This is a genomic window from Candidatus Seongchinamella marina (assembly GCF_026262685.1).
Classification (GTDB): domain Bacteria; phylum Pseudomonadota; class Gammaproteobacteria; order Pseudomonadales; family Halieaceae; genus Halioglobus; species Halioglobus marinus.
On sequence record NZ_SHNP01000002.1, the window covers coordinates 748,774 to 770,924 of the forward strand.

General features: G+C 50.3%; 22 protein-coding genes, 1 tRNA gene and 1 pseudogene. 7 read left to right on the plus strand and 17 right to left on the minus strand.

All coding sequences use genetic code 11. From position 1 onward, the window contains the following. Positions 1 to 11: 11 nt before the first annotated feature. The 3 genes from EYC87_RS08215 to EYC87_RS08225 are packed head-to-tail and all read right to left on the minus strand — an operon-like array spanning position 12 to position 3,619. On the minus strand, positions 12 to 695 hold the full coding sequence (locus tag EYC87_RS08215; protein WP_279252446.1) for a TIGR04283 family arsenosugar biosynthesis glycosyltransferase: 684 nt from the start codon (positions 693 to 695) through the stop codon (positions 12 to 14). 2 nt (positions 696 to 697) lie between these two features. Further along, positions 698 to 1,654 carry an arsenosugar biosynthesis radical SAM (seleno)protein ArsS gene (gene arsS / locus EYC87_RS08220; protein WP_007230620.1) on the minus strand — a complete coding sequence of 319 codons (957 nt, stop codon included), beginning with the start codon at positions 1,652 to 1,654 and terminating at the stop codon, positions 698 to 700. Between the two features lie 30 nt (positions 1,655 to 1,684). Further along, positions 1,685 to 3,619, minus strand: coding sequence for a transglycosylase SLT domain-containing protein (locus EYC87_RS08225; RefSeq protein ID WP_279252447.1), 1,935 nt, complete (start codon positions 3,617 to 3,619; stop codon positions 1,685 to 1,687). Between the two features lie 379 nt (positions 3,620 to 3,998). Between EYC87_RS08225 and EYC87_RS08230 the strand changes: the two genes are divergently transcribed. Continuing rightward, positions 3,999 to 4,075 (plus strand) — tRNA-Arg (locus EYC87_RS08230). A 76-nt stretch (positions 4,076 to 4,151) separates the two neighbouring features. Here the strand turns inward: EYC87_RS08230 and EYC87_RS08235 are convergent. Further along, positions 4,152 to 4,835 carry an IS6 family transposase gene (locus EYC87_RS08235; protein WP_279252448.1) on the minus strand — a complete coding sequence of 228 codons (684 nt, stop codon included), beginning with the start codon at positions 4,833 to 4,835 and terminating at the stop codon, positions 4,152 to 4,154. A 45-nt stretch (positions 4,836 to 4,880) separates the two neighbouring features. On the opposite strand from EYC87_RS08235, the gene EYC87_RS19465 reads away from it, so the two are divergent. Continuing rightward, positions 4,881 to 5,078, plus strand: coding sequence for a type II toxin-antitoxin system RelE/ParE family toxin (locus tag EYC87_RS19465; protein ID WP_423243965.1), 198 nt, complete (start codon positions 4,881 to 4,883; stop codon positions 5,076 to 5,078). A 2-nt stretch (positions 5,079 to 5,080) separates the two neighbouring features. Further along, on the plus strand, positions 5,081 to 5,341 hold the full coding sequence (locus tag EYC87_RS08240) for a HigA family addiction module antitoxin (protein WP_279252449.1): 261 nt from the start codon (positions 5,081 to 5,083) through the stop codon (positions 5,339 to 5,341). Positions 5,342 to 5,608: 267 nt separating this feature from the next. Here EYC87_RS08240 and EYC87_RS08245 read toward each other — a convergent pair whose 3' ends face one another. After that, the gene (locus EYC87_RS08245; protein WP_279252450.1) at positions 5,609 to 7,060 is read right to left on the minus strand and encodes a hypothetical protein; all 1,452 of its coding nucleotides are present in this window, start codon (positions 7,058 to 7,060) and stop codon (positions 5,609 to 5,611) included. Positions 7,061 to 7,243: 183 nt separating this feature from the next. Here EYC87_RS08245 and EYC87_RS08250 point away from each other — a divergent pair, with 183 nt between their 5' ends. Both EYC87_RS08250 and EYC87_RS19470 read left to right on the plus strand, forming a co-directional pair. Then, positions 7,244 to 8,137 (plus strand): LysR family transcriptional regulator, encoded by an 894-nt coding sequence (locus tag EYC87_RS08250; protein WP_279252451.1) that lies wholly within the window; start codon positions 7,244 to 7,246, stop codon positions 8,135 to 8,137. Between the two features lie 25 nt (positions 8,138 to 8,162). After that, a pseudogene (locus tag EYC87_RS19470) lies at positions 8,163 to 8,246 on the plus strand (IS6 family transposase); the annotation flags it as partial. On the opposite strand, the gene EYC87_RS08255 reads toward EYC87_RS19470, so the two are convergent. From EYC87_RS08255 to EYC87_RS08295, 9 genes are all read right to left on the minus strand, one after another. Further along, positions 8,225 to 8,497 carry a phosphotransferase gene (locus EYC87_RS08255; protein ID WP_279252452.1) on the minus strand — a complete coding sequence of 91 codons (273 nt, stop codon included), beginning with the start codon at positions 8,495 to 8,497 and terminating at the stop codon, positions 8,225 to 8,227. The pseudogene EYC87_RS19470 and the gene EYC87_RS08255 overlap by 22 nt on opposite strands. Before the next feature lie 726 nt (positions 8,498 to 9,223). Next, positions 9,224 to 9,514 (minus strand): hypothetical protein, encoded by a 291-nt coding sequence (locus EYC87_RS08260; RefSeq protein ID WP_279252453.1) that lies wholly within the window; start codon positions 9,512 to 9,514, stop codon positions 9,224 to 9,226. Positions 9,515 to 9,538: 24 nt separating this feature from the next. After that, entirely contained in the window at positions 9,539 to 10,009 is a 471-nt protein-coding gene (locus EYC87_RS08265) for a hypothetical protein (RefSeq protein ID WP_279252454.1), read from the minus strand. A 232-nt stretch (positions 10,010 to 10,241) separates the two neighbouring features. Beyond that, a complete protein-coding gene (locus EYC87_RS08270) occupies positions 10,242 to 10,400 on the minus strand; it encodes a hypothetical protein (protein ID WP_279252455.1) in 159 nt (52 codons plus the stop codon). 407 nt (positions 10,401 to 10,807) lie between these two features. Then, positions 10,808 to 11,188, minus strand: coding sequence for a DUF3604 domain-containing protein (locus EYC87_RS08275; RefSeq protein WP_279252456.1), 381 nt, complete (start codon positions 11,186 to 11,188; stop codon positions 10,808 to 10,810). A 38-nt stretch (positions 11,189 to 11,226) separates the two neighbouring features. Next, positions 11,227 to 11,910 carry an IS6 family transposase gene (locus EYC87_RS08280; protein ID WP_279252457.1) on the minus strand — a complete coding sequence of 228 codons (684 nt, stop codon included), beginning with the start codon at positions 11,908 to 11,910 and terminating at the stop codon, positions 11,227 to 11,229. Positions 11,911 to 11,971: 61 nt separating this feature from the next. Beyond that, positions 11,972 to 12,481, minus strand: a complete 510-nt coding sequence (locus tag EYC87_RS08285; RefSeq protein ID WP_279252481.1) for a protease complex subunit PrcB family protein — start codon at positions 12,479 to 12,481, stop codon at positions 11,972 to 11,974. After that, entirely contained in the window at positions 12,481 to 15,357 is a 2,877-nt protein-coding gene (locus EYC87_RS08290) for a S8 family peptidase (protein WP_279252458.1), read from the minus strand. Before EYC87_RS08290 ends, EYC87_RS08285 begins: the two co-directional genes overlap by 1 nt. Before the next feature lie 594 nt (positions 15,358 to 15,951). Next, positions 15,952 to 16,626 (minus strand): TetR/AcrR family transcriptional regulator, encoded by a 675-nt coding sequence (locus EYC87_RS08295; protein WP_279252459.1) that lies wholly within the window; start codon positions 16,624 to 16,626, stop codon positions 15,952 to 15,954. 69 nt (positions 16,627 to 16,695) lie between these two features. On the opposite strand from EYC87_RS08295, the gene EYC87_RS08300 reads away from it, so the two are divergent. Together EYC87_RS08300 and EYC87_RS08305 are read left to right on the plus strand one after the other, a co-directional pair. Further along, positions 16,696 to 17,820 (plus strand): DUF2817 domain-containing protein, encoded by a 1,125-nt coding sequence (locus EYC87_RS08300; protein WP_279252460.1) that lies wholly within the window; start codon positions 16,696 to 16,698, stop codon positions 17,818 to 17,820. Next, entirely contained in the window at positions 17,817 to 18,611 is a 795-nt protein-coding gene (locus EYC87_RS08305; RefSeq protein ID WP_279252461.1) for a VOC family protein, read from the plus strand. Before EYC87_RS08300 ends, EYC87_RS08305 begins: the two co-directional genes overlap by 4 nt. Before the next feature lie 401 nt (positions 18,612 to 19,012). Here the strand turns inward: EYC87_RS08305 and EYC87_RS08310 are convergent, their stop codons facing one another. The 3 genes from EYC87_RS08310 to EYC87_RS08320 form a co-directional block, all read right to left on the minus strand. Next, positions 19,013 to 19,444, minus strand: a complete 432-nt coding sequence (locus EYC87_RS08310) for a phosphate-starvation-inducible protein PsiE (protein ID WP_279252462.1) — start codon at positions 19,442 to 19,444, stop codon at positions 19,013 to 19,015. A gap of 354 nt (positions 19,445 to 19,798) precedes the next feature. After that, positions 19,799 to 20,155: a hypothetical protein gene (locus EYC87_RS08315; RefSeq protein WP_279252463.1), complete on the minus strand. Its 357-nt coding sequence runs from the start codon at positions 20,153 to 20,155 to the stop codon at positions 19,799 to 19,801. Between the two features lie 508 nt (positions 20,156 to 20,663). Further along, entirely contained in the window at positions 20,664 to 22,055 is a 1,392-nt protein-coding gene (locus EYC87_RS08320; RefSeq protein WP_279252464.1) for a sensor histidine kinase, read from the minus strand. Between the last annotated feature and the right edge of the window lie 96 nt (positions 22,056 to 22,151).

Consider the following 22,151-nt stretch of genomic DNA (forward strand, 5'->3'; position numbering starts at 1 on the left):
CGTCCTCCAACTTAATCGTCCCCGTAGTAGTAATGCCAGAGATGCTGGGGTGATACGCCGATGAAATAGGCAAATCGCAAGGCCCACATCTTTACTACCGTACGCAACACCCCAGCCTCCCGCCAGCGCCTGCTGGAGGTCGCCACAGGTTCTTTAATCCACTGCGGAGGTGCCAACTTGCGCAGGCGTTTGCTAAAGGCGACATCTTCCATTAATGGTATGTCATCGAAGCCCCCTGCTCGCTGCATAACGTCTCTATGGATAAACAACATCTGGTCACCGGTAGCCACCCGAGTCGCTCGCGAACGCGCATTGATAAAATAGCTGATTATCCGAAATACCATTTCGTTACCTTCCAGTGAGACCCGACAAAAGCCCCAGGGTGGCTTTGACGCCAGGTATAGCTGCAGTTGGCACTCGTCTAGACCGGGAACGCTATCTGCATGCAGAAACAGCAAATATTCCCCAAATGCCTGCTGCGCTCCCAGGTTCATCTGCCGGGCCCGGCCGGGAGCACTCTCTATCAACTTATCGCAAAGGGGACGTGCCAGAGCGCGGGTATGGTCTCGACTGCCGCCGTCTACAACTACCAGCTGGGCATTGGGGAAGCGCGCGCGTAATTGCGGCAATAGTCTTTCAACGCTGGTTTCCTCATTCAGCGTCGGAATAACAAAACTATAGGATAGGTCGTGCACCCCTAAAGGGCACCAGCGCAACTACTACCCTGCCCTGCCGCACAGCCATAGCAATGTTCACCGGTAACGATCGCGCGGCCAGCCAAACTATTGCAATCGAGCAAATCACGCAGGTGCAACCGAGAATCACTCGCCAATACGGGCAATTCCAGCATCTGATTAAAATCGCAGTCGTAAACAAAACCCTGCCAATCTACACTCAGCAAAGAGCGACACATCAAACCCGCCATATTGCCTTCACTGAAGTTATTGCGGAGCAATCCCATATAGTCTGTATATTGCCCTTGCGATAGCAGCACAGCACCGAACCGACTGATAGGCATGTTGGTGATGGTAAATAATTGATCAAAAGTAATGCCGTAGCGTTGCCCTAACTCTCGCTTGTAGTCCGCCTCAAGGCCCGCCTGCGGCGGCGGCAATACCGGCCCTACAGGGTTATACACAAGGTTCAACTGTAAACGAGAATTTTGACCATAGCCCAGTGAATTTAGTGTTCGAATGGCTTCGATGCTAGAGCTATATACTCCTTTACCGCGTTGCTCCTCTACGTTCTCTTCAAGATAACAAGGCAGCGATGCAGTGACTTCTACTTCATGCTCTGCCAAAAACGCAGCCAGGTCTTCCTGCCCGGGTTCAAACAAAACGGTAAGGTTGCAGCGGTCAATAACCTTCAACCCCATCTCAGTCGCCCGGCAAACCAGTCGTCGAAACTCAGGATTGAGCTCTGGCGCGCCGCCGGTTAAATCGAGCGTATGCACCCCTAGCTTCGATGCCACTTCAAGCAACAATTCGACCATGTCTGCTGTCATCATTTCCGTACGAGTCGGTCCCGCATTCACGTGGCAGTGCACACAACTCAAGTTGCAAAGGTAACCGAGGTTGACCTGTAATATATCGACGCCCTGACGAGTAACAGGCGGGAAGTCGCTATCGAGAAGTAGCGGGCGGGTATCCTGCATTGAATGATCCTTAATCTGGCCGCTATGGCATTAATAAAGCGCTTTGCGCTCTTGCGCGGTCAATAAACTGTGAGCGTCTCCCAGCATATACTGAAAGACCAAATTATAGGACAGCACAGCCTGAACATAGTTACGCGTTTCCCGATAGGGAATAGTTTCTATCCAGATATCCACCGGAACCTGCTCTCCCTTACCATTACGCCACCGGTCAACCCTGTGGGGCCCCGCATTATAGGAGGCAAGTGCGAAAACCCTGTTACCGTCGAAACGATCCAACAGCTGGCGATAGTAGGCACTACCCAGCAAGATGTTGTGCTCAACCTCGTAGAGTTCTGCGCGACTATGCTGCCTGCCGATTTTGGCTGCCACCTGCTCGCCCGTAGCCGGCATGATTTGCATCAGGCCTCTTGCTCCCACTGGCGACATCGCATCGGGGAAAAAAGCACTTTCTCGACGAACGATCGCCATCAATTCGGTAGACGGAACCTTTTGAACTGCGGCATAGTGCTGGAACGTGTCCTGGTAAGGCATAGGAAACCGCACATCCAGCGCGTCCCACGTTTTGGCGCGAGTCGCGGCATCAATTGCCATCCGGTGCCAGCCCTGTTCCGTCGCTAACTTGGCCAGTGCCTGCTGCTGCAGGGGCTCTTCAGTATCTTGCAAAACCTTGTACCACTCGGAGTGGGCATCGCGTTCTTTCTGGTGAAAATTAAGTTCGCCAATACGCTGGACTGCGGGCAGTTGACGCAGGGGTTCGGTGGCAGCTGACTGCAATACCAGAGGCTTATTGTTAAAGGCATAGGATTTACTCAGCCGATCGGCGGCCATAAAACCATAGTAATCTCGCTCGCTGGCCAGGGCTGTTAACAGCTGGCGAGAGCCTTCATCGTCACCTGAATAAGACAAAGAGCGGGCTCTCCAATATCGCCAGGAAGCTTTTTCCTGCTCGCCTTCTGATAACAACGGCAAGGTTGCGACAAGCGCCGGCCAATCCTGCTCTGTCAGGGCCCAGCGCAGACGAATTTCAACCAGCTTGTCGTCACTGAGTCGTTCCAGTGCACCCGGCATCCAATCGAGATTGGATTCAGTTTTTGCAAACAGGCTCCTCAGCGCGATGGCGTATTCCACTTGATGCGCCTGCTCATCATTGAAGCTGAGCCTGCCTCGGAAATACTGCCAATCGCTTAAGGCTTTGGCGGGGCTATAACGTGCCAGATAAGCCAGCCCTTGCGTTGCGATATCGGCGGAATAGGCAGATGCCTCAGGCAGCTTGTGCTTGCGAAGGTCAGAAGGCTTTCTATAGACCGCAAGTAACTTATCTGACCAGGGTTTTAATTCGGCGCTACCTTTACGTGACACGTAAGTCATCAGCGAGCGTTGCCTCTCTGCAAACGCTTTCAGCATTCTCGCCCAGACCACTTCGTCACTGAGCTGATCAGCTTTAAGCCACGCACTAAACAAAGGATCACATTGCTTGGGTCGCGACTTGCCATACACCCACAAGCGCTCCGCACCCTCCCAAGCGACAAGATCGTCACCAGCCGCTAACTTGGCGCGAAAGTAATAGCACTTTAAATCGACACTGGTGGGCTCGTCCGGCTTCACTGCGAGAAAATCCCGCCAGCGTCGGTCTTTCCCCGCCTGTCGCAGATAACTGCCCAGAAAACGATTTGGCAAAGGTGTATCTTCGCTAAGGCTAATGAATCGACGGGCGTCTGCGGGTCGCACTTTGTGTACTTGCCGGCTGAGCTGCTGATAGTCCAGATAAATCGCTAGCGAATAATCATCCAGCCCCGGGCGCAGCTGCTGATACTCGGTCCACTTCCCGCGGTCTATTGCTTTCACAGCATCTGCATAGCCATCGCGATAAGCTGATATTTCTTCGGGAGCCGCGGGAACCGCCGCAACGGGAGTTCCCAGAAAAGCCAATAACGCGTAGACCGAAATCGTGGTCTGGTACCGCAAAACAACACACCTCCAGCATTCGCTGTCGCAAAAAGGCAATACCAAAGTGGAACCGCCGGATAGGCAAATAGAGTGATACGAGGATGTCCGGAATGCAATAGTTGAAGGGGAATATTCCCTCCGGAACACTCCAACCCGAAAATCATACTGCCATGGAGCCTGAAACCAGCGCACCGGATAAGCAACCGAGCGTAAATAACCGAATTTCCATTTTTAGAAATGTCGCTATCGGCGAATGTCGAAATATAAACCGCTTTGCGCTGTCTGTTGGATGATTTTTAACCATGCTGATCAACCGACATACACTCGCGTTTCTGATGCAGCCATGCCAACACTTGCCATCCACCCCGGCAAACGGAATAATGCTGCCCCTTACTACCCGCCTGTAGCTCAGCTGGATAGAGCAGCCGCCTCCTAAGCGGCAGGTCGTGCGTTCGAATCGCGCCAGGCGGGCCAATTCCTATGGATTGATGGACTTATAGGGTACTGACAAGTTAACTCCATAAGATCAGGAATCGGCTCGCATATCATCTCAGGCAACCGCCCTGCCCCATTCGCTGAACGCACTGACCCTAAGATCACGATAATGCTGAGCTCTGACCAGGTGCCTGCCAAGGTTGAACAAATTTGAAACCGCAGCATGTGCACCCAGAAATCTCTGGGCCTGGTTGAATGATTTGAATCGGCGCATACCCCGCTCCCGCACTCTAGTCGCCTCGTGAGACTGTTCGGCTCGATTATTCTCATACTGCTGGGTACTGTGAATCGTGCCAGGAATCAGTTCCCGATGAGCAACGCCATAACTGCGAAGTTTGTCAGCCACAATTTTTCTGGGTTCACTGCCGTGTGAGCGAAATAGCCTTTTGAAGAAGCGCTTTGCTGCAGCCCCATCTCGCTTCGCCCGGAGGTACACATCTACCACTTCGCCATCCTGGTCGACTGCCCGCCACAGGTAATGCTGTTTGCCGTTGATTTTGACGAAAACCTCGTCAATGTAGAAGGTGTCGCCGAAGCCTCGGTGTTTGCGTTTCAAACGTCTGGCGTATAGAGCGCCAAACTTGTTACACCACAAGCGAATTGATTCTCGAGTGACGATGATGCCTCGCTCGGCCAGGAGATCTTCGATGTCGCGGTGACTAAGATTGAAGCGATAGTAGAGCCAGACGGCGTAGCTGATGATATCTGGGGGGAAGCGGTGGCGTTTATAAGTATTCATCTACCGATTGTACCAATATCGGAGACTTTACTTGGCAACACCCTTATGACCATTATGCACTCGACGACGACTATCGATGATTTATTGATTCAAAGCCAACCGCCAAATATTCGCCTCCACAAATTGAAAGGTGACAGAAAGGATTGCTGGAGTGTGACTATAAGACTGCCCTGGTGCATTACATTCAAATATAAAAGTGGTGAGTTTACTGAAGTCAGAATTGAGAATTATCATGGAGGCTAGAGATGATTGCTAACCCAGCACCGCTGCACCCTGGCATGGTGCTTAATGAAGTTTATATGACAGAGATGTCTCTGAATCAGACCGCTCTGGCGAAGCTTTGTCAGTGTTCCCCTAGAAAGATCAATGAGATCGTGAACGGTAAGCGTGGCATCTCGCCAGCATTCGCTATTGTGCTTGAGTCTACGATTGGAACGACGGCGGAAATGTGGGTGCGTATGCAAGCCGAATATGACCTGTGGGAGGCTAGATCGAAAGCGGCGTAGTATGGCGCTGCAGCTAAACATGTCCCTGGCGAAGGTACTGACAAGTTAAGTCGCTGATATTGGTAGAATCGGTACCGCCAACTTAACTTGAAGTCATGGGCTGGCGCGACACAAATCGACCTCCAGTGCCCGAAATCGTTTCATGCAGCTCCACTTTGAGCCCTGTTTGTCCGATTTATTCGATCTGAATTTCCATTTTTTGAGCAAGAATAAGTTAACTTGTCAGTACCCCAGGGAGGCATATGCAGTGGTGCAAAGATTTACCCGCTACTGACTTACCGATGGAAATACTCTCGGCGGGTTCGTCGACAAAACATCGCTCAGGAAGTTGTCCACCCTGTCGTTAACGGGATTTTGTCTATTGGTTTCAACGTGATCGCCGGTGGGAGAGAGATCAAATACATGAGGGCTGTTAGATTGATTAGCAATCACTTCACGCAAGCCATCATACTGCCAGCCGCAATTACTCAGACCCTCAGCTTCTGCCTGGGGAATTGCCCGTAATATGTCATCGCGGTAACCCCCGCAACCAGGATCTTTCTCGCCGACTATGTACATGCTCGGCACCTCGACCCAGCCGTCCTCGATGAGGGCCTCGGGGTAGATGCCCAGTTCCACGTACGGAAAACCGATTTTGTCCATACCGTCTCCGCGGAGGTCACTCCCCTCGTTGAACACGTAACCCTCCACGCCGACGAGGGTTTCATGCATTTCGAATGTCCTGCGGGTGTATTGCCACGAATCGGCCACAATCGCCGTCAGGTAAGTACCCTCCTCGGCATAGGCATGCGACATGTTAAACACACCAATCGAACCCGCGCTGGTACCGTGGGCAAAAACTCGGGTGCTGGGATAATTAGCCACGGTAAAGTCCATGGCAGACATGGTGGCCTGCAAGCCGTTAACCTGCCTTTCTCCACCATTCGGGTTCGGGTTGTTCGGGTAGGGTGCGCCTCTACCAGAGTAATTGTCGTGATCGCACATGGAAACCAACAGCACACGGTAGCCTTCCTGTATCCGTCGCGTGAGCGTGGAATCCATCACCTGATCATTGCGCATTGTATTGTGCAAAAGGTGTTTATCAATCAGGTCATCAAAGGATTCCTCGTGGTTGAAGGTATTCTGGGTTTGAGTTTTTACTGCTTGGTAAACCTGATTCTGATCGAACCAGCCATAGCCGCCGCCGTGCAGATAGGCCCACAGCGGTGCCTCGGCACCGGGATTATTGGCTGGCTCCATGACAAAAAAGGTGTAGTTTCCGGATAGGCCGCAGCTATAGGCCTCATTGCGATAGAAATTGAGCTCCCAGGAATTACCATTCATGTTAAGCGTTCGGGATTCGACAAGCGTGATCTGATCAGTGGAGCGGCTCACCAGCAGATCAGGTTCGAATATGGGCTCCAGATAGACTTCGGCATCCGAATTAGTCCAATATCCAGACACGTTCTCTAGTGCACAGGGCTCCGCGCTGCCACCGCACAGGTACAGGTTCGTCTGCTTCCATCCAACGAAACGATAGCCGTGATCCGCAACTGCGGTAAAGGTGTCGGAAAATTCAGCTCCGTTAACCACGTCAATCTCGCACGTTTCATTGGCTGCACAGTCCCTTTCTCCGGTGCGAGAAACAATAGCACCGCCCTCGGGAACGACTTGCGTAATCTTACAGCCAGTGAGAAGCAGCAATGCAAGAGCGAGACAATGTAATTTAGAGTTATTCATACGTAATTAATCCGTTCAAATTTTAACAACGTCAACATTCTGAACTCGGCCACCGTCACTTTGATGACCTGCCAGTGCGTCGAGAGCACGTGGAGCTACAGACAATGGTAGGTATCCCGTATAATAATGTATAATTATTTAATATTATTAAATGATAATAATAAGGCATCAGAAGAGGTTCCTATGGCAAGCTTAAAGCAGCTCCGTCATCTCACCGCGATTGCGGAGCAAGGCAATATGCACAAGGCCGCAGAGGTCCTGCACATTACTCAGCCTGCACTGACGCGTAGCCTGAGTACCCTGGAGAGGCTGCTAAATGTGAGGTTGTTTGACCGGCACAGTGGGGGCATGCGACCGACCATCTTCTGCCTGGAAATCATCGAAAAGTGCCAGCAGGTACTGCTTGATGTCGAAGATATTCAGCGTGCCGCTCGCATCTACCAGAATATTGAAGCAGGGGAATTACATATCGGTGTCGGCAGGGGAGTAAGGGAGTTGGTTTTAAGAACTTCGCTCCCGGAGTTTGTATTCCAACATCCCAATATTAGTATTACCGTTGGCGAAGGCACACATGAAGAGCTAGACGAGAGGCTCAAGCAGCGGAATGTCGATTTGCTTATCACCGGACTTGGCAGTCACTGGGAGGTAAACGAATACCGAAGAGAACTAATCACCAATGTGTCCTTGTCGGTGCTTACTCGCAAAGGCCACCCACTGCAATCACAAAAAAATATCAGCTTCAGCCAGTTGGCGAAGTATCCACTCATTACGTCGACCCTCGTTGGCCCAACACATCGGCTGAGAGATACAGTACAGAACGCTACAGGGTTATCAAAGCCTCATATTGCGTGTAGTGACTTTCCAACGCTCATAGCTGTGCTGCTGTGTTCCGATTCCTGGCTAATCTCTTCGGAATATAATTGTGCGCCTGAGCTTCAACAGGGCACGCTTGTAAAACTCGACGCCACACACCCGAGCCTGAATACTGAACTGGGAATTATTGAAATGAACAAGCGTTCGCGCTCCCCGGCGGCTCAAAAGTTTATCGATATCCTCACAAATAAACTGACAAGTTAAACCCCGGAAATGGGATAATCCGGTGATGAATACTTATAAGCGCCACCGATTTCCACCCGATATCATTAGTTACGCAGTCTGGCTCTACTATCGATTCAGCCTCAGCCACGCAATCAGTTCATCCATTGCGTCGATCTTGTCCAGCTCCGATGCGCAGTACTGTTTCGTCCAGCGCCCCACCTGCCGCTCAAAATAGTTCCCCGGCCGCCCGTAACCCGCAAGCCCCGCTGCTTCAATGTCGACACGGTGGATACTGGCAAGGGTTTTCGCCATCTGCTCATACATCGCTGCTCGGGTATTGCGATCCTCTATTTCCCTCAGGGCGGGATCCCAGTAGATAATAGTTCTTACCAGCATCATCGAACCAGCCCATGATTAATCTCCTTTGTTTAGCTCTGTCACTATCCAGCACATCCCCATAACCATTATGGGGATCAGCACTATCGCCACTCTAAATTCCAGAACTTCACTCATCGCTTCCTCTTGGCTCTAGCCCTAATTGAGTCAACCTGAATCGTATAGTGAAGACGGTGGCCACAGGATGGCTGTCTACGCCAATATCATGGCCTATGGCGACAATTCAGTTAACTACCTCTCCAACCGACCCTGTGAGGCGCATATCTGTCATTGGCGCACACAGTCACGCTGTTGGCCCTCTCAGCCATAACTTTCACAGCCCAGCAGTCATATCCTGTACCTAAGCCAAAAACTATCTGGAGCAGGAATGAGCCGCTGGGACGAATATGACCGGATGCTTGAACGAATGCAGCAAGGTCTTGAGGAATGCTGACCATTTACGCTGATCTTGAATAGTAGAGTTACTGCAGAGTTTTCTGAACTGCTATAAAGCCCGCATATTGCGGGCTTTATAGCTTGGGGTTGATCATCGTAAAGAAAATATCATCACAGAAAAACCACGTTTGTTGTCTCCGCGTCCAGCGCCGAAAACATAGTCTACGCTGCGTGGCCTGGAGGGAGCATTTATCGAACTTAGATTTACTCAACTCCTGACAGCCCTCTGTTCTGTTCTAATCTGGCCCGCTTCTCTAACACGACCTCGCAACTCTTGCGCCTGAGCAGCGTTAGTTAGTGGCTGCTCGGCGGTTTCGGGCAGCGACGTCCATTAATAGCGAGCAAAAGAGCCTGGAGAACAGCTTTCTTCGATTTAACGTTCAAACAACTGAGCTCTGATACCACCAGCTCGCTTTGTTGAATCAGTCGCCTGAGCGCAGAAACCGTCAGCTCGATTTGAACGTAATCCTCTGCGCCATTATTTTGCAAGAAGTGGGTAGCTTCTACCTGTCCACTATCCTCAGTCGCAGAGGCCGGCGCGCTGGCACGCTCAAGTTCGCAGAAATAGGCACTTCCAGCTCTCATAGACGAATCATCCCGACACGCATGCTAGTGAATGGTTGCAAAGTGTGCAGGCCTGGGAGCTTTCCGACGACCCACACGCATCTGCACCGGCACAGTGGACTCCTGATGAGTGTACCTATAAATTTCTTGCATCTGCCTTGTAATTGCCTGCTCGGAGTGCGGCTGAAGCGAGGCCTCACTCAGCAACCTGCGCACAGCGAGCTGACAAATGTGGGCGCCTTGTTCATGCTGATTCAACGCCGAATATACCCGGCTTAGCAGCACAGTGGCCGTTGTGAACATAGAATAAGCGCGCTCACGCTCTACGCCTCGCGCTGCAAAAATAATTTCTGCAGCTTCAAACGCACAGCCCAGATGCGGCAAGGCCTCCTCATAGAGGCCCTGCTCAGTGAGCAGATAACCCGTATCCAAGCCGGTTTCAAAACACGTGCGAGCCCGCTCTGGGCTATTCGCCAGCTCAATACCGTGTGCAGGGCATAAAAAACGTAATTTCATATTATCTCTCCTCATACGTGGGAAGCTTCGCTGGAGCCAGTATAGTAGCGTCTCGATTTAAATACAAATGATTGTCATTTAGATTTAAGTAATTCCAGTTGTTGGCAACCGCACCATGGCATCCTTGCCCCAAATCACCGCTGGCGCGGGGCAGTCACTCCGGCCAGACGTGGCAAAGCACTTAAGACGTGCGCAAATGCGGAAGTAAGGACACCGGCCGAGTGCCATGCTGCTATGACCTCGCCCAGCGACTCAAGCGAGTATCAATGGGGCGGCCATCCGCATCGATATTGCTGTTTGTGGCCGCTGCGTTGGTTCTGTCAAAGTTATCGTCGGAGCGCCGAACCGTTGCATCAAAGACCAGGACATCATCGATAGAATTCTGGCTCATCTTAAGAGCAAGGAACAGAACACCCCCGCCCTGTCACACCTAGCACCACCGACCAGAGCGTCACCGAAGTCATTGCCTCTTTTCGCTGGGAAGAAATCCCGGTCAACAGCACTAAATCAGCAAGGAAGCCACTGAAGAATTAATTGGTATAGAGTTGTTCGTGCCTGGTTTCGAAGGTGAGCGAAAAAGATCTACAAGACCTGCAATGCGAGTATTAACCCAAGGCATAGCCCGAGCCGTCTTCCAGTATTTCAGGACTCTAGACTATTTTCTGGACGACCAGTTACTCCCGACACCCCATTTATACTTCTTATACTTAGGTAGACATCATTTTTAAAGATCTGAGCGATGCAGAAATGGCGCAATTCAAACAGATTCTGCGTAATGTCGGCCACAACGAGGGCGAATCAGGGCGTATACCAGATAGGTGAAGAATAGGCGCGCTCTTGCAGGCTGTTCGCCCCTCGATCGGCTTCACCTATTTGCAGTGCGATCGCATCATACAGCGAGTGTCGAGCTGTTGGTATTTGCAGCGCTCTGATGTAGTAAAACGCTCGGACCTTGGGGTCGAAACCCTGATCTGTCCATAAAGCTGATAGCTCTTGTGTGCCGATAATGTTACTAAAGTCAGCGGTTTCTTCATTCACCGTATTCCCGATGGCGGGTACCTTACCTGCCGCATTGGGTATGCGTTCTCCCGCCCACGCAACGTCAAAAACTTTCTCTTGAGACTGACCATCACTGTCCAGCCACCCCTTAACTACCTGAACTCGATCCGGTTTTGGCAAGTTAATTTCTCTGGCCCTGAAAAATCAAGCTACAAATCTCAAGCAACCGCCCTACCCCACTCACCAAACGCAGCTATCCTAAGATCCCGATAATGTTGAGCGCCGACTAGGTGCCTTCCCAGATTAAATAGATTGCTGACCGCAGCATGAGCGCCCAAAAACCGCTGTGCCTGCCGAACTGACTTGAACTTACGCATCCCCCGTTCCCTCACCCTGGTGGCCTCGTACGATTGTTCTGCCCGATTATTCTCGTACTGCTGAGTACTGTGGATAGTCTCTGGTATCAGCTCACGGTGAGCAACACCATAGCTTCGCAGTTTATCTGTTACGATTTTTCTGAGCTCTCTGCCATGCGAACGTAGTAGGCGCTTGAAGAACCGCTTCGCCGCTGCCCCATCACGCTTCGCCTGCAGATAGACATCCACCATCTCACCATCCTGATCCACTGCGCGCCATAGGTAATGCTGCTTGCCGTTAATTCTGATAAAGACTTCATCGATATAGAAGGTGTCACCGTAACCTCGATGCTTTCGTTTCAAGCGCCGAGTGTATATAGCTCCAAATTTGATACACCAAAGTCGGATTGACTCGCGCGTAACGGTGATGCCTCGCTGAGCTAGCAGATCTTCAATGTCACGGTGACTTAGATTAAAGCGGTAATACAGCCAGACGGCGTAGGAAATGATATCTGGCGAGAATCGGTGACGCTTATAAGTATTCATGGGCCGAGTGTATCAACTTCGGCTGGTTAACTTGGCAATACCAGGAAATAATGAGATGGCGCTAGAGCTGGCTCTCCAGCATGTTATTGCCATGTGAATCACGGACCGCAATAGTTTCATAATGATAGACAGGCACGGTGAACACGGCGCAGGGACTGGTAACAACTTGAGCGAGCGCAGCGCCGGGAGTCGGCTGCAGGAAATCAACGGGGAGTGTAAGAGACGATCCCTGCACAGGCGCGCGGTCGCTGTACAACTCGACGGCATAGTCGGGGGTAGGACGCGAGCCCATGGAGACGACAAAGACCGCTGAGGTTACGAAATCGATAGTCGCAAGTTCTTGCGGCAGTTGTCGCTGCGGTAGCTGCATTCGCGAGAGCGGTGCCCACCAGGCTGCCAGGGCGTCTGCATCGCGAATCACTTCAATCCCCAACTCGCGTTTCAAACATTGGCTGTCGCTGTAAACCGCCAAGATCGGTACCGTATCCGCTCCCGTCTCGCCGGCGCCTGACTGGCAGGCGCTGATGGCCACCAAAAATACCGCAGTGATCCCTGAGCGTATTTTCATCATCACGGAGCAACAGACCTCATTGGCGTAGCCGCGCTGCGGGAAAAGCCGCGGTTTGGTTGTTCTGCCGTGCCGCTATTTGCACTGGTTACCGGCAATGAGATCTCATAGCTGACAGAGAAGTCCAGATTTGTCCCGGCGTTGTTCCCGTTAACCGTCCTAGGTTGATCTACTGTTTTATACGCTCCGCAGGCTTCACCGGGGTCACAGATAAAAAAGTCGTTGTCCGAGTCTGTCCCGGCGACAATCTCGTAGTTCCCCGCCGGTACATTCTCGAACGTATAGGCATAGGTGCCTGCCGAAACGGGTGGAGATGCCTCCAGGGTTTCACCGGTAGTCGCATTGATCAGCAATACATAGATGTAGCCCGCGTTGCCGCCATCATTGGAAGAACTAACCGTCATGATGACCGGGACATTGACGGTATTAACTGACGACTGCACGCTGATCTGGCCCGAGAAGAGGCCATCGGCCAGTCCGCTACGATTGACAGAGACGCGATAGCTGCCAAGCAACTGGTTGTCTGTATTGAGCGGTGTCACCATCAGCCAGGGTTTGTTCGCTCCAACTGTGGTCACCCGTAAATTACCCGTGCTGCCATTTTGCGCGTTAATCTCCAGTCCCGATATCGCGGCGCCGAAGTTTAACGATGTAGGAGTGACCGTTAGCTTTGGAACAGGCGCCGGTTCGACGCCACCCAGATTCAGCGCAGCTGTGACAGCCTTCTGCGCATTGATCAGGCCGTAGCCAAACTTGTCATCCCGTCCGGGAGTCCCGATTTCATCAGTCAGGTTGCCTGCCGCAAGCTGCTGGTCAATGAAATCTGGCGTTACATTGCTGTTCGCCGATTTCATCAACGCGAATACACCGGCAACGTGTGGAGCGGCCATGGATGTACCATCGTAGTATTTGTAATTAAACGTAATGGCCCCGGCTGATGAGTCATCACCAAGTGTACTCAGCACACCATCGGGAAATCCGTCACCGTCGGTATCAAAATCAGAAGCACCGCCCGGAGCTGCGATATCAGTTTTAGGGCCGAAGTTGGAGTAGGAAGTCAGCTTGCGTTGCGGTCCAACTGCGCTGACGCTAACAACGCCATCACACCAGGCGGGGTTTTTTTGATCCCCTGACGTTTCGTTGCCGGCCGCGACGACGATGATAACGCCGGCATTGCGCGCCGCATTGAACGCATTCTGGGTTGTGTCACCGCAGGGGCCATCGCCCCCCAGGCTCAGGTTCATAATATCCGCGCGCCGGGCCGGGAGCGTACCGGAGTCGTTCGCTAACCCGGCCGCGTAGCGCACGCTTTGCGCGATATCATAGTCAGTGCCACCGCCTTTGCCCAATACCCGCAGGGGCATGATTTTCACGCCCCAGGCAACACCGGCGATGCCAATGTTGTTATTTGTGCGAGCTGCAATGGTGCCGCCGACATGGGTGCCGTGAAAGCTGCTCGGGGCACCTCCCTCGGTATCGCCCGGGTCATCAGGGTTCGCATCGATGCCGTCGCCATCGTTGGCTGTTGCAGGATCTTTAATGAAATCGTAACCGGCAATGAGCTGGCCCTGAAGATCAGGGTGGTTCAGCAGCATCCCAGTGTCGATATTGGCGACGATGACACTGGACTTACCTGTTTCCAGGTCCCAGGCGGCTGGCAGATTGATCAAAGGATAGTGCCACTGCCTGGGATAGAATTCATCATTTGGAATAGCCAGGGCATGGCGGATGTAATTAGGTCCCGCATGGGCGACCGATTCAGTTTTGCGCAGTTTCTTGATGGCCATCAGTGTCTCCCACTTCTCGCGATCCTGTGCGCTGCTAAACGTGAGGCCGTCCGCGTTCGCGGCTGGTCTCAGGTTGGACATGGTCGACAAGGGCTGGGTCGACAGGTCTAACTCCAGCAGCACTTCCCGGTCTGCTGCGCCTGCAAGGACGCTGACACCCGCCTTCGCCGTGATCGATTGGGTCGACAACTGCTGCGCTGTCTTCATTTTTCTGTCGTAGTTCATGATCGCCTGCCCGGGAACGAATTCGTTCGACAGGCGCATGCCTCCAGTGGCATTGGCAATATTAGCGTTGCCAATCACAAGCACGTAATTGGTGGCGCCCGAATAGACACGGGCATTCACAAAATAAACGCCGGCGCTGGCCACAGTCAGGCTTTCGGTCTGATCCGTATTCAAGGAGCCATCGACAACCACACAGTTACTATCGTGGAGGTAGAGGTCGGCATCACCTGTTTGAAAGTCAGCAACTGCCATCGTGATAATCTGGCCCGCGAGCAGTTCGACCTTATAGTAGTCGTCCAAGTCGCCGGCAGCCAGTGAACGACCAGACGTACCTGTGCCCGCCTCGTTGATATAGCCGCCGATCGCGGTCGGGTTGCTGATCGTAGCTGCCATGCTACAGCTGTCGTTAGAGGCAAAGGATGCATTCGGATCATTGGTATCGGAATCGACCACCGTACTCGCTGGGGCCGCTATGCTGCCGCCCAACGAAAAATCGGGACCAGCTCGCTTGAACACCGCTACAAGCGCGGGCATCGGCACGCCTGGCCATGTCTCATTAGTGAAATCTACGTAGGGCTGACTCACCTCGTAGTCGCAAAATGGGGCTACTGAATCCTCTGGACATCCCACGCCCTCCCAGCCATCAAAGACCCAGCCTGACCGGGGCACCGCCTCGTAGGAAACGATGTAAGCCTCATTGGCTACATCGTTTTGCGCACACCGCACAGACTGGCTTTTAAACTCTTCCAGCGTGCAGCCGCGCACCCCCTCCAATCGTTCAACAATATCACCCTCCCCTACAATCTCCAGCGGGTGCCAACAGGCCTGCAACAGCAAAAATATAGGGGAAAAAAGCAATATTCTCATAACAATTTCTCTTATTAGCTCAGTCCGGCCAGCGCTGGATCGCTCCACAATCTCGACTTACCATTGTGCTTTGTGGGCACATCACAACTTTCACGTGAATATACCTAATAAATGCATAAATAAATATTTTACAATTTAATTTTTCAGCGCAGACAGATCTGGGTCTCGGGTTTCAAGCAACCCCCTTGCTCCATTCTGTAAACGCATTTAGCCTGAGATCATGGTAATGCAATCCAGCGACTTTATGCCTATCCAGATTGAATGAATTAGAAATCATCCCTGACTTTGTTTGCCAGTTTGCCTTCCTGATACATCTGCACCCAAGACACGTAAACATCTGCGTGCGGCCTTTGTAGGCTGGCAACAAAGGCTTGGCTTAGTCCGGCGTCTAGCGGCATTGCCACAATCATTTAGCGGCATGGGTAGCGTTTATCCCGCTTATACTTTAAATCATATTGATAATGGCTATTAACTCTTTGCAGCTTGTAGAGTTGCTCAAGCTGGGGAATAGCGTTCATCAACCAAAAACGGGGTATTAATATCCAAACACCTACAAGGCGCATTTTAGTGCAGTGCTGGTGATTTACCGATAGATCACGCCGAGAGGAGCCCAGACGTTAACATGCGGCTCATAGATTTTACCCGAGCGCGAATCATCTCCGGCTCAAAAGCACCACGGCCTAGAATATTGGTAATTTGCGGCTCGAGGAGCACAGGCCCCAATTGCAAAAAAATAAATTGAAAAACAGCCCAAGTCCTGTCTCTGCTTTCCAACCCCGACTGGGTTTTATCCAGTCTTTCAACAAAAGCGTGAACGGTACTAAAGTACACAGCAAATGAATCCGCCGCTTCTTCATCTTGGCGCATCGCTAATTGGCCCAAGTACTTAAAATAGATGATTTTGGGTGACACTTCCGTAATCAACCGCTCGGTCATCTCTTCAACCTGCTGATGGGCCGATTCAAGGTTTGAATCACCAAAGACCGCAGCAAAAATAGCTGCGACTTTGCGCTCAACTGCGGCATTGCTAGCCGAGATTAAGCCTGCCTTGCCACCAAAGTAGTGTCGCACCAAGCCCAGCGAAACGCCTGCTCTGAGCGCAACTAAACGCATATTAAGCGAATCAAAACCGCCCTCAGCAACAAGCTCGATCGCAGACTCAATCAAGTCAGATGCCCGATCAGACTGATCATCGGCCTTGGGGCGCCCAACCGAGCGGGCGCGGGTGCTTTTTAAATCGTCAGATATTGAGTTTTCCGCCATTTGCATTAATTATACATGTGTATAATAATAAAGTTCAGTCATGATGTAAACGCACCAAAAACAAAGCGACTCCCAATGATAGATAAGCCTCAACACTCACCTTCCGTATTTAGCGATAGCTATAAAACCGCGCGTGAGCAATTCCTCAGCGAAGCAGATGCAGCCGGTGCGATCATTGAATCATTCAAACATCCCTCGGCGCATGGCCCTGATGGCGCTGCGCTATTCACCGATACCGCATGGCTGGGTCCACGCCATGCTTCCAATGTCATGATTATGATTTGCGGAACACATGGACCGGAGAGTTATACCGGTGCGGCAATACAGCTAGCCTGCCTGAAAGCCCGCGAGCCATTAGCGTCTTCAACAGCGATACTCCTTATTCACGCAATCAACCCCTTTGGCTGGGCACATTGCAGCCGGACCACAGAGAACAATGTCGATCTCAATCGCAATTTTATCGACCATCAAAAAAAGCCTCTAGAGACAGATCTAACCAAACCTGTTCATGAACTTTTACGCAGCTCCAACGCTCGCGGCCCGCGCTTTACTAAAATTATGCTCGGGCTTGGCAAACTGCTACTAAGTGCCGGCTCATCTAAACTGCTTAATGAAATTTCGCGCGGGCAATACAATCACGCTGACGGCATTGGTTTTGGTGGACTAAGCCCCGAGTGGTCTAACGAAACGCTACAGAAAATATTGCATACACACTTAAAGGGTAGCAAGCGAGTCACCATAATTGATTGGCATACTGGCATCGGCGATTATGGTCAGCCCTGCTTTCTGTGCTTTGATGCAGTCCACACGCCTGAGTACAACCGAGCACTTCAGGTGTGGGGAAAAGGTATTGAAAAAAGCCACACCAATTATTCGTCAGGCGAACGCCCAGACTATCAAGGATTGTTAATTAATGCTGCACGTGACTTAGCACAAGCTGCGGGCGCACAAACAACAACCTGCGTGATTGAATTCGGCACTTATTCCAATTTAAAAATGTTGAAAGCGCTTCTCATTGACCGCTGGTTACGCATCGATGCAATGACATCAAGGCCTACCCTAAAAGAAAAACTGAGAGAGCAGGTGCTTCGCTCGTTTTATCCAATCGACGAGCAATGGCGGGCCAGCGTATTGGACCAGGGGACTAAAATTTTTTCAGATAGCTTAGAAGCGCTTGACGCGTGGGAAGAAGAATCATGATGCCATTCCATTTTGACCATGCTGTGATTTTTGTGCCCGACCTAAACAAGGCCATAAAAAAATTCTGCGACCTAGGCTTTGTTGTAACACAGGGTGGAGAGCATGAATACACCTGTAACGCCTTAATTATTTTCGACGACAGAACCTTTATCGAAATCTTAGCCTTGAAAACATCTTGGTCTCGTCCACTACTAAAAATAGCGGCAAAAATTGGGCTCATTAACCATTTAGCTAATAATAAGCCTGATGTCTCGTGGCGATTAATGCGTTGGATCACCAAGAAATACGGTGCTATCGATTGGTGTATTCGCGTTGAAAATATGCAAGCTGCACTTGATTGCTTTAAATCAACAAAACTGACTATGTTAGATACCATGAACTATCAGCGACGACGACCAGACGGAGAAATTGCACAATGGTTGTTAGGCAGTGCCAAAGATCTCGACCTTCCGTTCCTCATACAAGACAAGACTTTAATCGACATACGAATTCCGCTGGGAAGTCACACTCAACACCCCAATGGAGCACTCGGTATAAAAAAAATAATTATCGCGCCGACAGATCCAGTCCGCACTGCCAATGCCTTCAATAATTTTTTAATTGCTGCACAGAGTGCAAGCTATCCCACACCCCAGTCAATTGTGATAGGAGCAACTACAGTCTGCATGGAACACCAGCCAAATGCACGAGGCAAGTTCAGTTTAGAGCTGAGCTATTCAGGCAATGATCGCAAACATCTTGATACTAACAAAACATGTGGCGCTAATATTTGGCTCACACCCAATATTTAAAACAGCAAAACTTCAAGCATTTAATTGACAGTGAGATCCTGACGAGGCCAGGCAATGCTAGAGGCATGGGTAGCGTTTATTCCGCTTATACTTAAACATATTTTCTGGATTTGTTGTGCTTTTTGGTTCATGCATGGGCTTGTCTTTGCTGGTGCATTGAGCGAAGTTTGGGCGTGCCGCTTTGATCTTGCACGACAAAAAAATCAGGAGGGTGCTGTAAGTAGCCTCCGGCCGCAAGCGCTTGGCTTTCGTTAGGGCCCCGATCAATTTTAAATGCGAGGCGTTGTTCAACAAGGATGCCATGCGGCTTCGTTCCTTCATAAGGCCGGTAGTCATGCGATGTGTTTCGATACGCTGCCTACTGGCAGGACACCCTGCTAAAGGGGCGAGGCTTTTTTTAGTTATGAAGGCGTGTCGTTCTCATTTTTGAACTCTTTTTGTTTCTCAAGACTAACTCTGTCTTTTAGGCTCATGATGTAAGCGGATGCAGATAAAACTAAAATAGCGCCAGCTTCTACAAGTAAATCCAGCGCATCCATATTCTTACTTTGCATGATAATGAGCCGACAAAGAGCCGTGATTGCAATGATGATCGGTAGGGTAACCGGAATTCGATTGGTGCTATAAAATGCACCCACCATGCCAATTATTTCAACGAATATAAATAGCATAAAGAGATCTGCCAAAAGGATCTCTTTTGCTTCGTACATAGTCAACAAATACTGAGCCGAAGCTATGCACGTTGCTATGCCTATAACGGCCAGGAGAGCTTTTTCGCTCATGACCGTTGTCCAATGCAAGCCTTTTTTTATCTTGGGTAGTTTAAATTTCATATGCTAAGACTACCACGCGGTTGTTTGCGGGCTAGTCTTTTTAATGCTTATTCTGGGCTGCATTTCAAATGCAGGCCCAAACAAAACAATAGGAAGGTCGATTAGCCTATAAAGATGGGGCTGGCCGTACCGAAACTTGGTCCCTTGAGAATCGCGATGTAAGCGAGCACGCGTGTCGTCTTTATGCTCCTGCAGTGATAGTGAAATTTCTGGTCATTAAGAAAATCCTTGATTGCCTAAATGCCAAATTCTCGGCACCAGCCTCAGTAAATCAGCTACCAGAACCTTGAGCTCCGCCTCAAGCAAGTCTCTTCGACTACTAACAATTACAGGGAATGTGACGAATTATGCTGCTCATCGATTATCTTCGGCCTGGGGCTGACCAATTCGCTCACCCCCTGAACGGCACGTCGCGATGTCCTGGGCCCAGCGACTCAAGCGAGTATCAATGGGGCGGCCATCCGCATCGATATTGCAGTTTGTGATAGCTGCGGTGGGTCCGTCAAAGTCATCGTCGGAGCGCCGAACCGTTGCATCAAAGACCAGGACATCGTCGACAGAATCCTGGCACATCCTCGAGAGAAGGAACAGGAAGCCCCTGCCCGGCCCCTCCTGGTAGCGCCAACCGGGGCGCCCCCTGCCAGTCTGTCTCTTTTCGCAGGAAGCGAATCCACAACCCCAAATCAGTAAGGACTCTACTGAAAAACACATGGCACGAACTGCTGCGGACTCTCGTTCAGTAATGAGCGGATATGAATGGCATGCCAAACACAGTGAACAGGGTTTTAGGATCAATCAGCGCGAACTTCTCTAGATCAGCAACCCCAGTCAACAGAATCAGCGAGGGTGTCCGCTCTCAACAGGGCCTTTATACTTCTTATACTTCGATAAGAGCTTTATCAGAGCGCGCTGACGACTGAGTTTAATCCTCAGATCGCCAGCCGTAGACAAATCGCCTTCTATGGCGATATCGTGTGCATTCAACTGACTCTTTACTGTCGAGAACCCAGGAGAGCACTGGCTGCAGATTTGAGTAACATCCGAATCTCGGGGCAGGTACGCTCAACGATTGGAGGAAGGCAGTAACCTGTTTGTCACCGAGTAGATTTTCCATGACCAAGATACTGAACTTGGCAAACCTTGTTTTCATGCTATTTTTTTAGAAGTGTTCACATGTTAATTGTGTGAAAGGTCATACAAAATACTATAAACGCAAAGGTTATATATCGCTCGGCAATGTGTCATCAACCAAGCGAGGAAGTTTGATTGAAATTTTGGCACCTGACAGCCCATCATCAGTTCCCTTCCAATTCATAGCTGATATTAACCCACCAAAGCCGGTGATAATATTATAACTGACAGATCCACCAAGCCCAGTGCCAGCGCCTACTTCTTTTGTCGTATAGAAAGGCTCGAATATCTTGCTCAGTTGCTCTTGACTCATTCCAGGGCCTGTGTCTTTGACTTCTATCACTACAAATTGATCATGCACCCTGGCAGCTATAAAAATTATTCGTATGGCCGCCCCTGAGGCCTTTATAGCATCTCGCGCATTGCTAATAAGATTCAAGAAAACTTGCTCTAATTGCATTTCAATAGCTTTGACTTTTGGTAGGCCACTTTCAATCTCGACCTCAACTTTTATGTCAGTATTCCTTAATTCGCTATCGAACAGCATTAAAGCACCATCTATCGCGTTAACAACCGAAGCGGGCTTGAACTCTGCCATGTCGATTCTCCCAAAGGCTCGCATGTGATCGGTAATTTTTGCCGCGCGAGTAATGGAGGTATCCATCTTTTCAAGCTTCGATTGTATTTTTTTGATCGCTGGACTGGATTGTGAAAGAAGCACGTGCATATTTGCCTTAAGCAGCGCGATATGATTTAAGGGCTGATTTATTTCATGGGCGATGCTGGTAGCCAGCTCGCCAAGCGTGACTAATTTGGAGGCTTGCAATAACTGCTTCTCTTGAATCTTTTGTTCGGTTACATCAGCCAAGAGCACCCATATTTTACCCTCCGTATCTTGATCAAGCCTGGCTAAATAAGCAAATCGCTCAAAGCTGTCATGAATTATCTCTAGTTCTGATGCTTTTGAACCACTCGTCTGTAAGATAGCACGTGCGAAAATAGCATGGGCCACATTTTCATCACCTCCAGTAAAGATTTTAAAGACTTCATTACTAGAAAGGATATGCCCCTCCTTGTCATAAACCCCTAAACCAATCGGCATAGATGCGATAAGCCACTCAAATTGCTTTGCCAGGCGGTCACGCTCTTGAAGAGTAGATCTTATTAACTCTTCAGTTTTCTTGCGTTCGTTAATCTCGGATTCCAGTTGCAAGTTCGTTGCAACCTGTTCCGACAATGATTGAGTTAAGAGGTCTTGTCGCTGTCCGGCAAAGGAAGCAAAATATCCCAAAAATAAGGGAGCACTATCTATAATCCAATGAAGCGGCTGCGCTCTTTGTACCTCGATGACGCCGCCTAGCGAAAGCGGTGAGCCTTGAAGCCATATATCTAATAATGTTGCGGTGATCGGAAACAATATTCCAAAAAGAGCACCGATGAGCATAAAGGCAACGCGATAAGATTTAACATGTATTATCAAGTAACTTCGACTCCATGGCTTACAAATGGCGATCCAACGTTAAGTATAGGTGAAATAAAGGTACTGACAACTTAACTGGCCCAGATTGCTATAGTC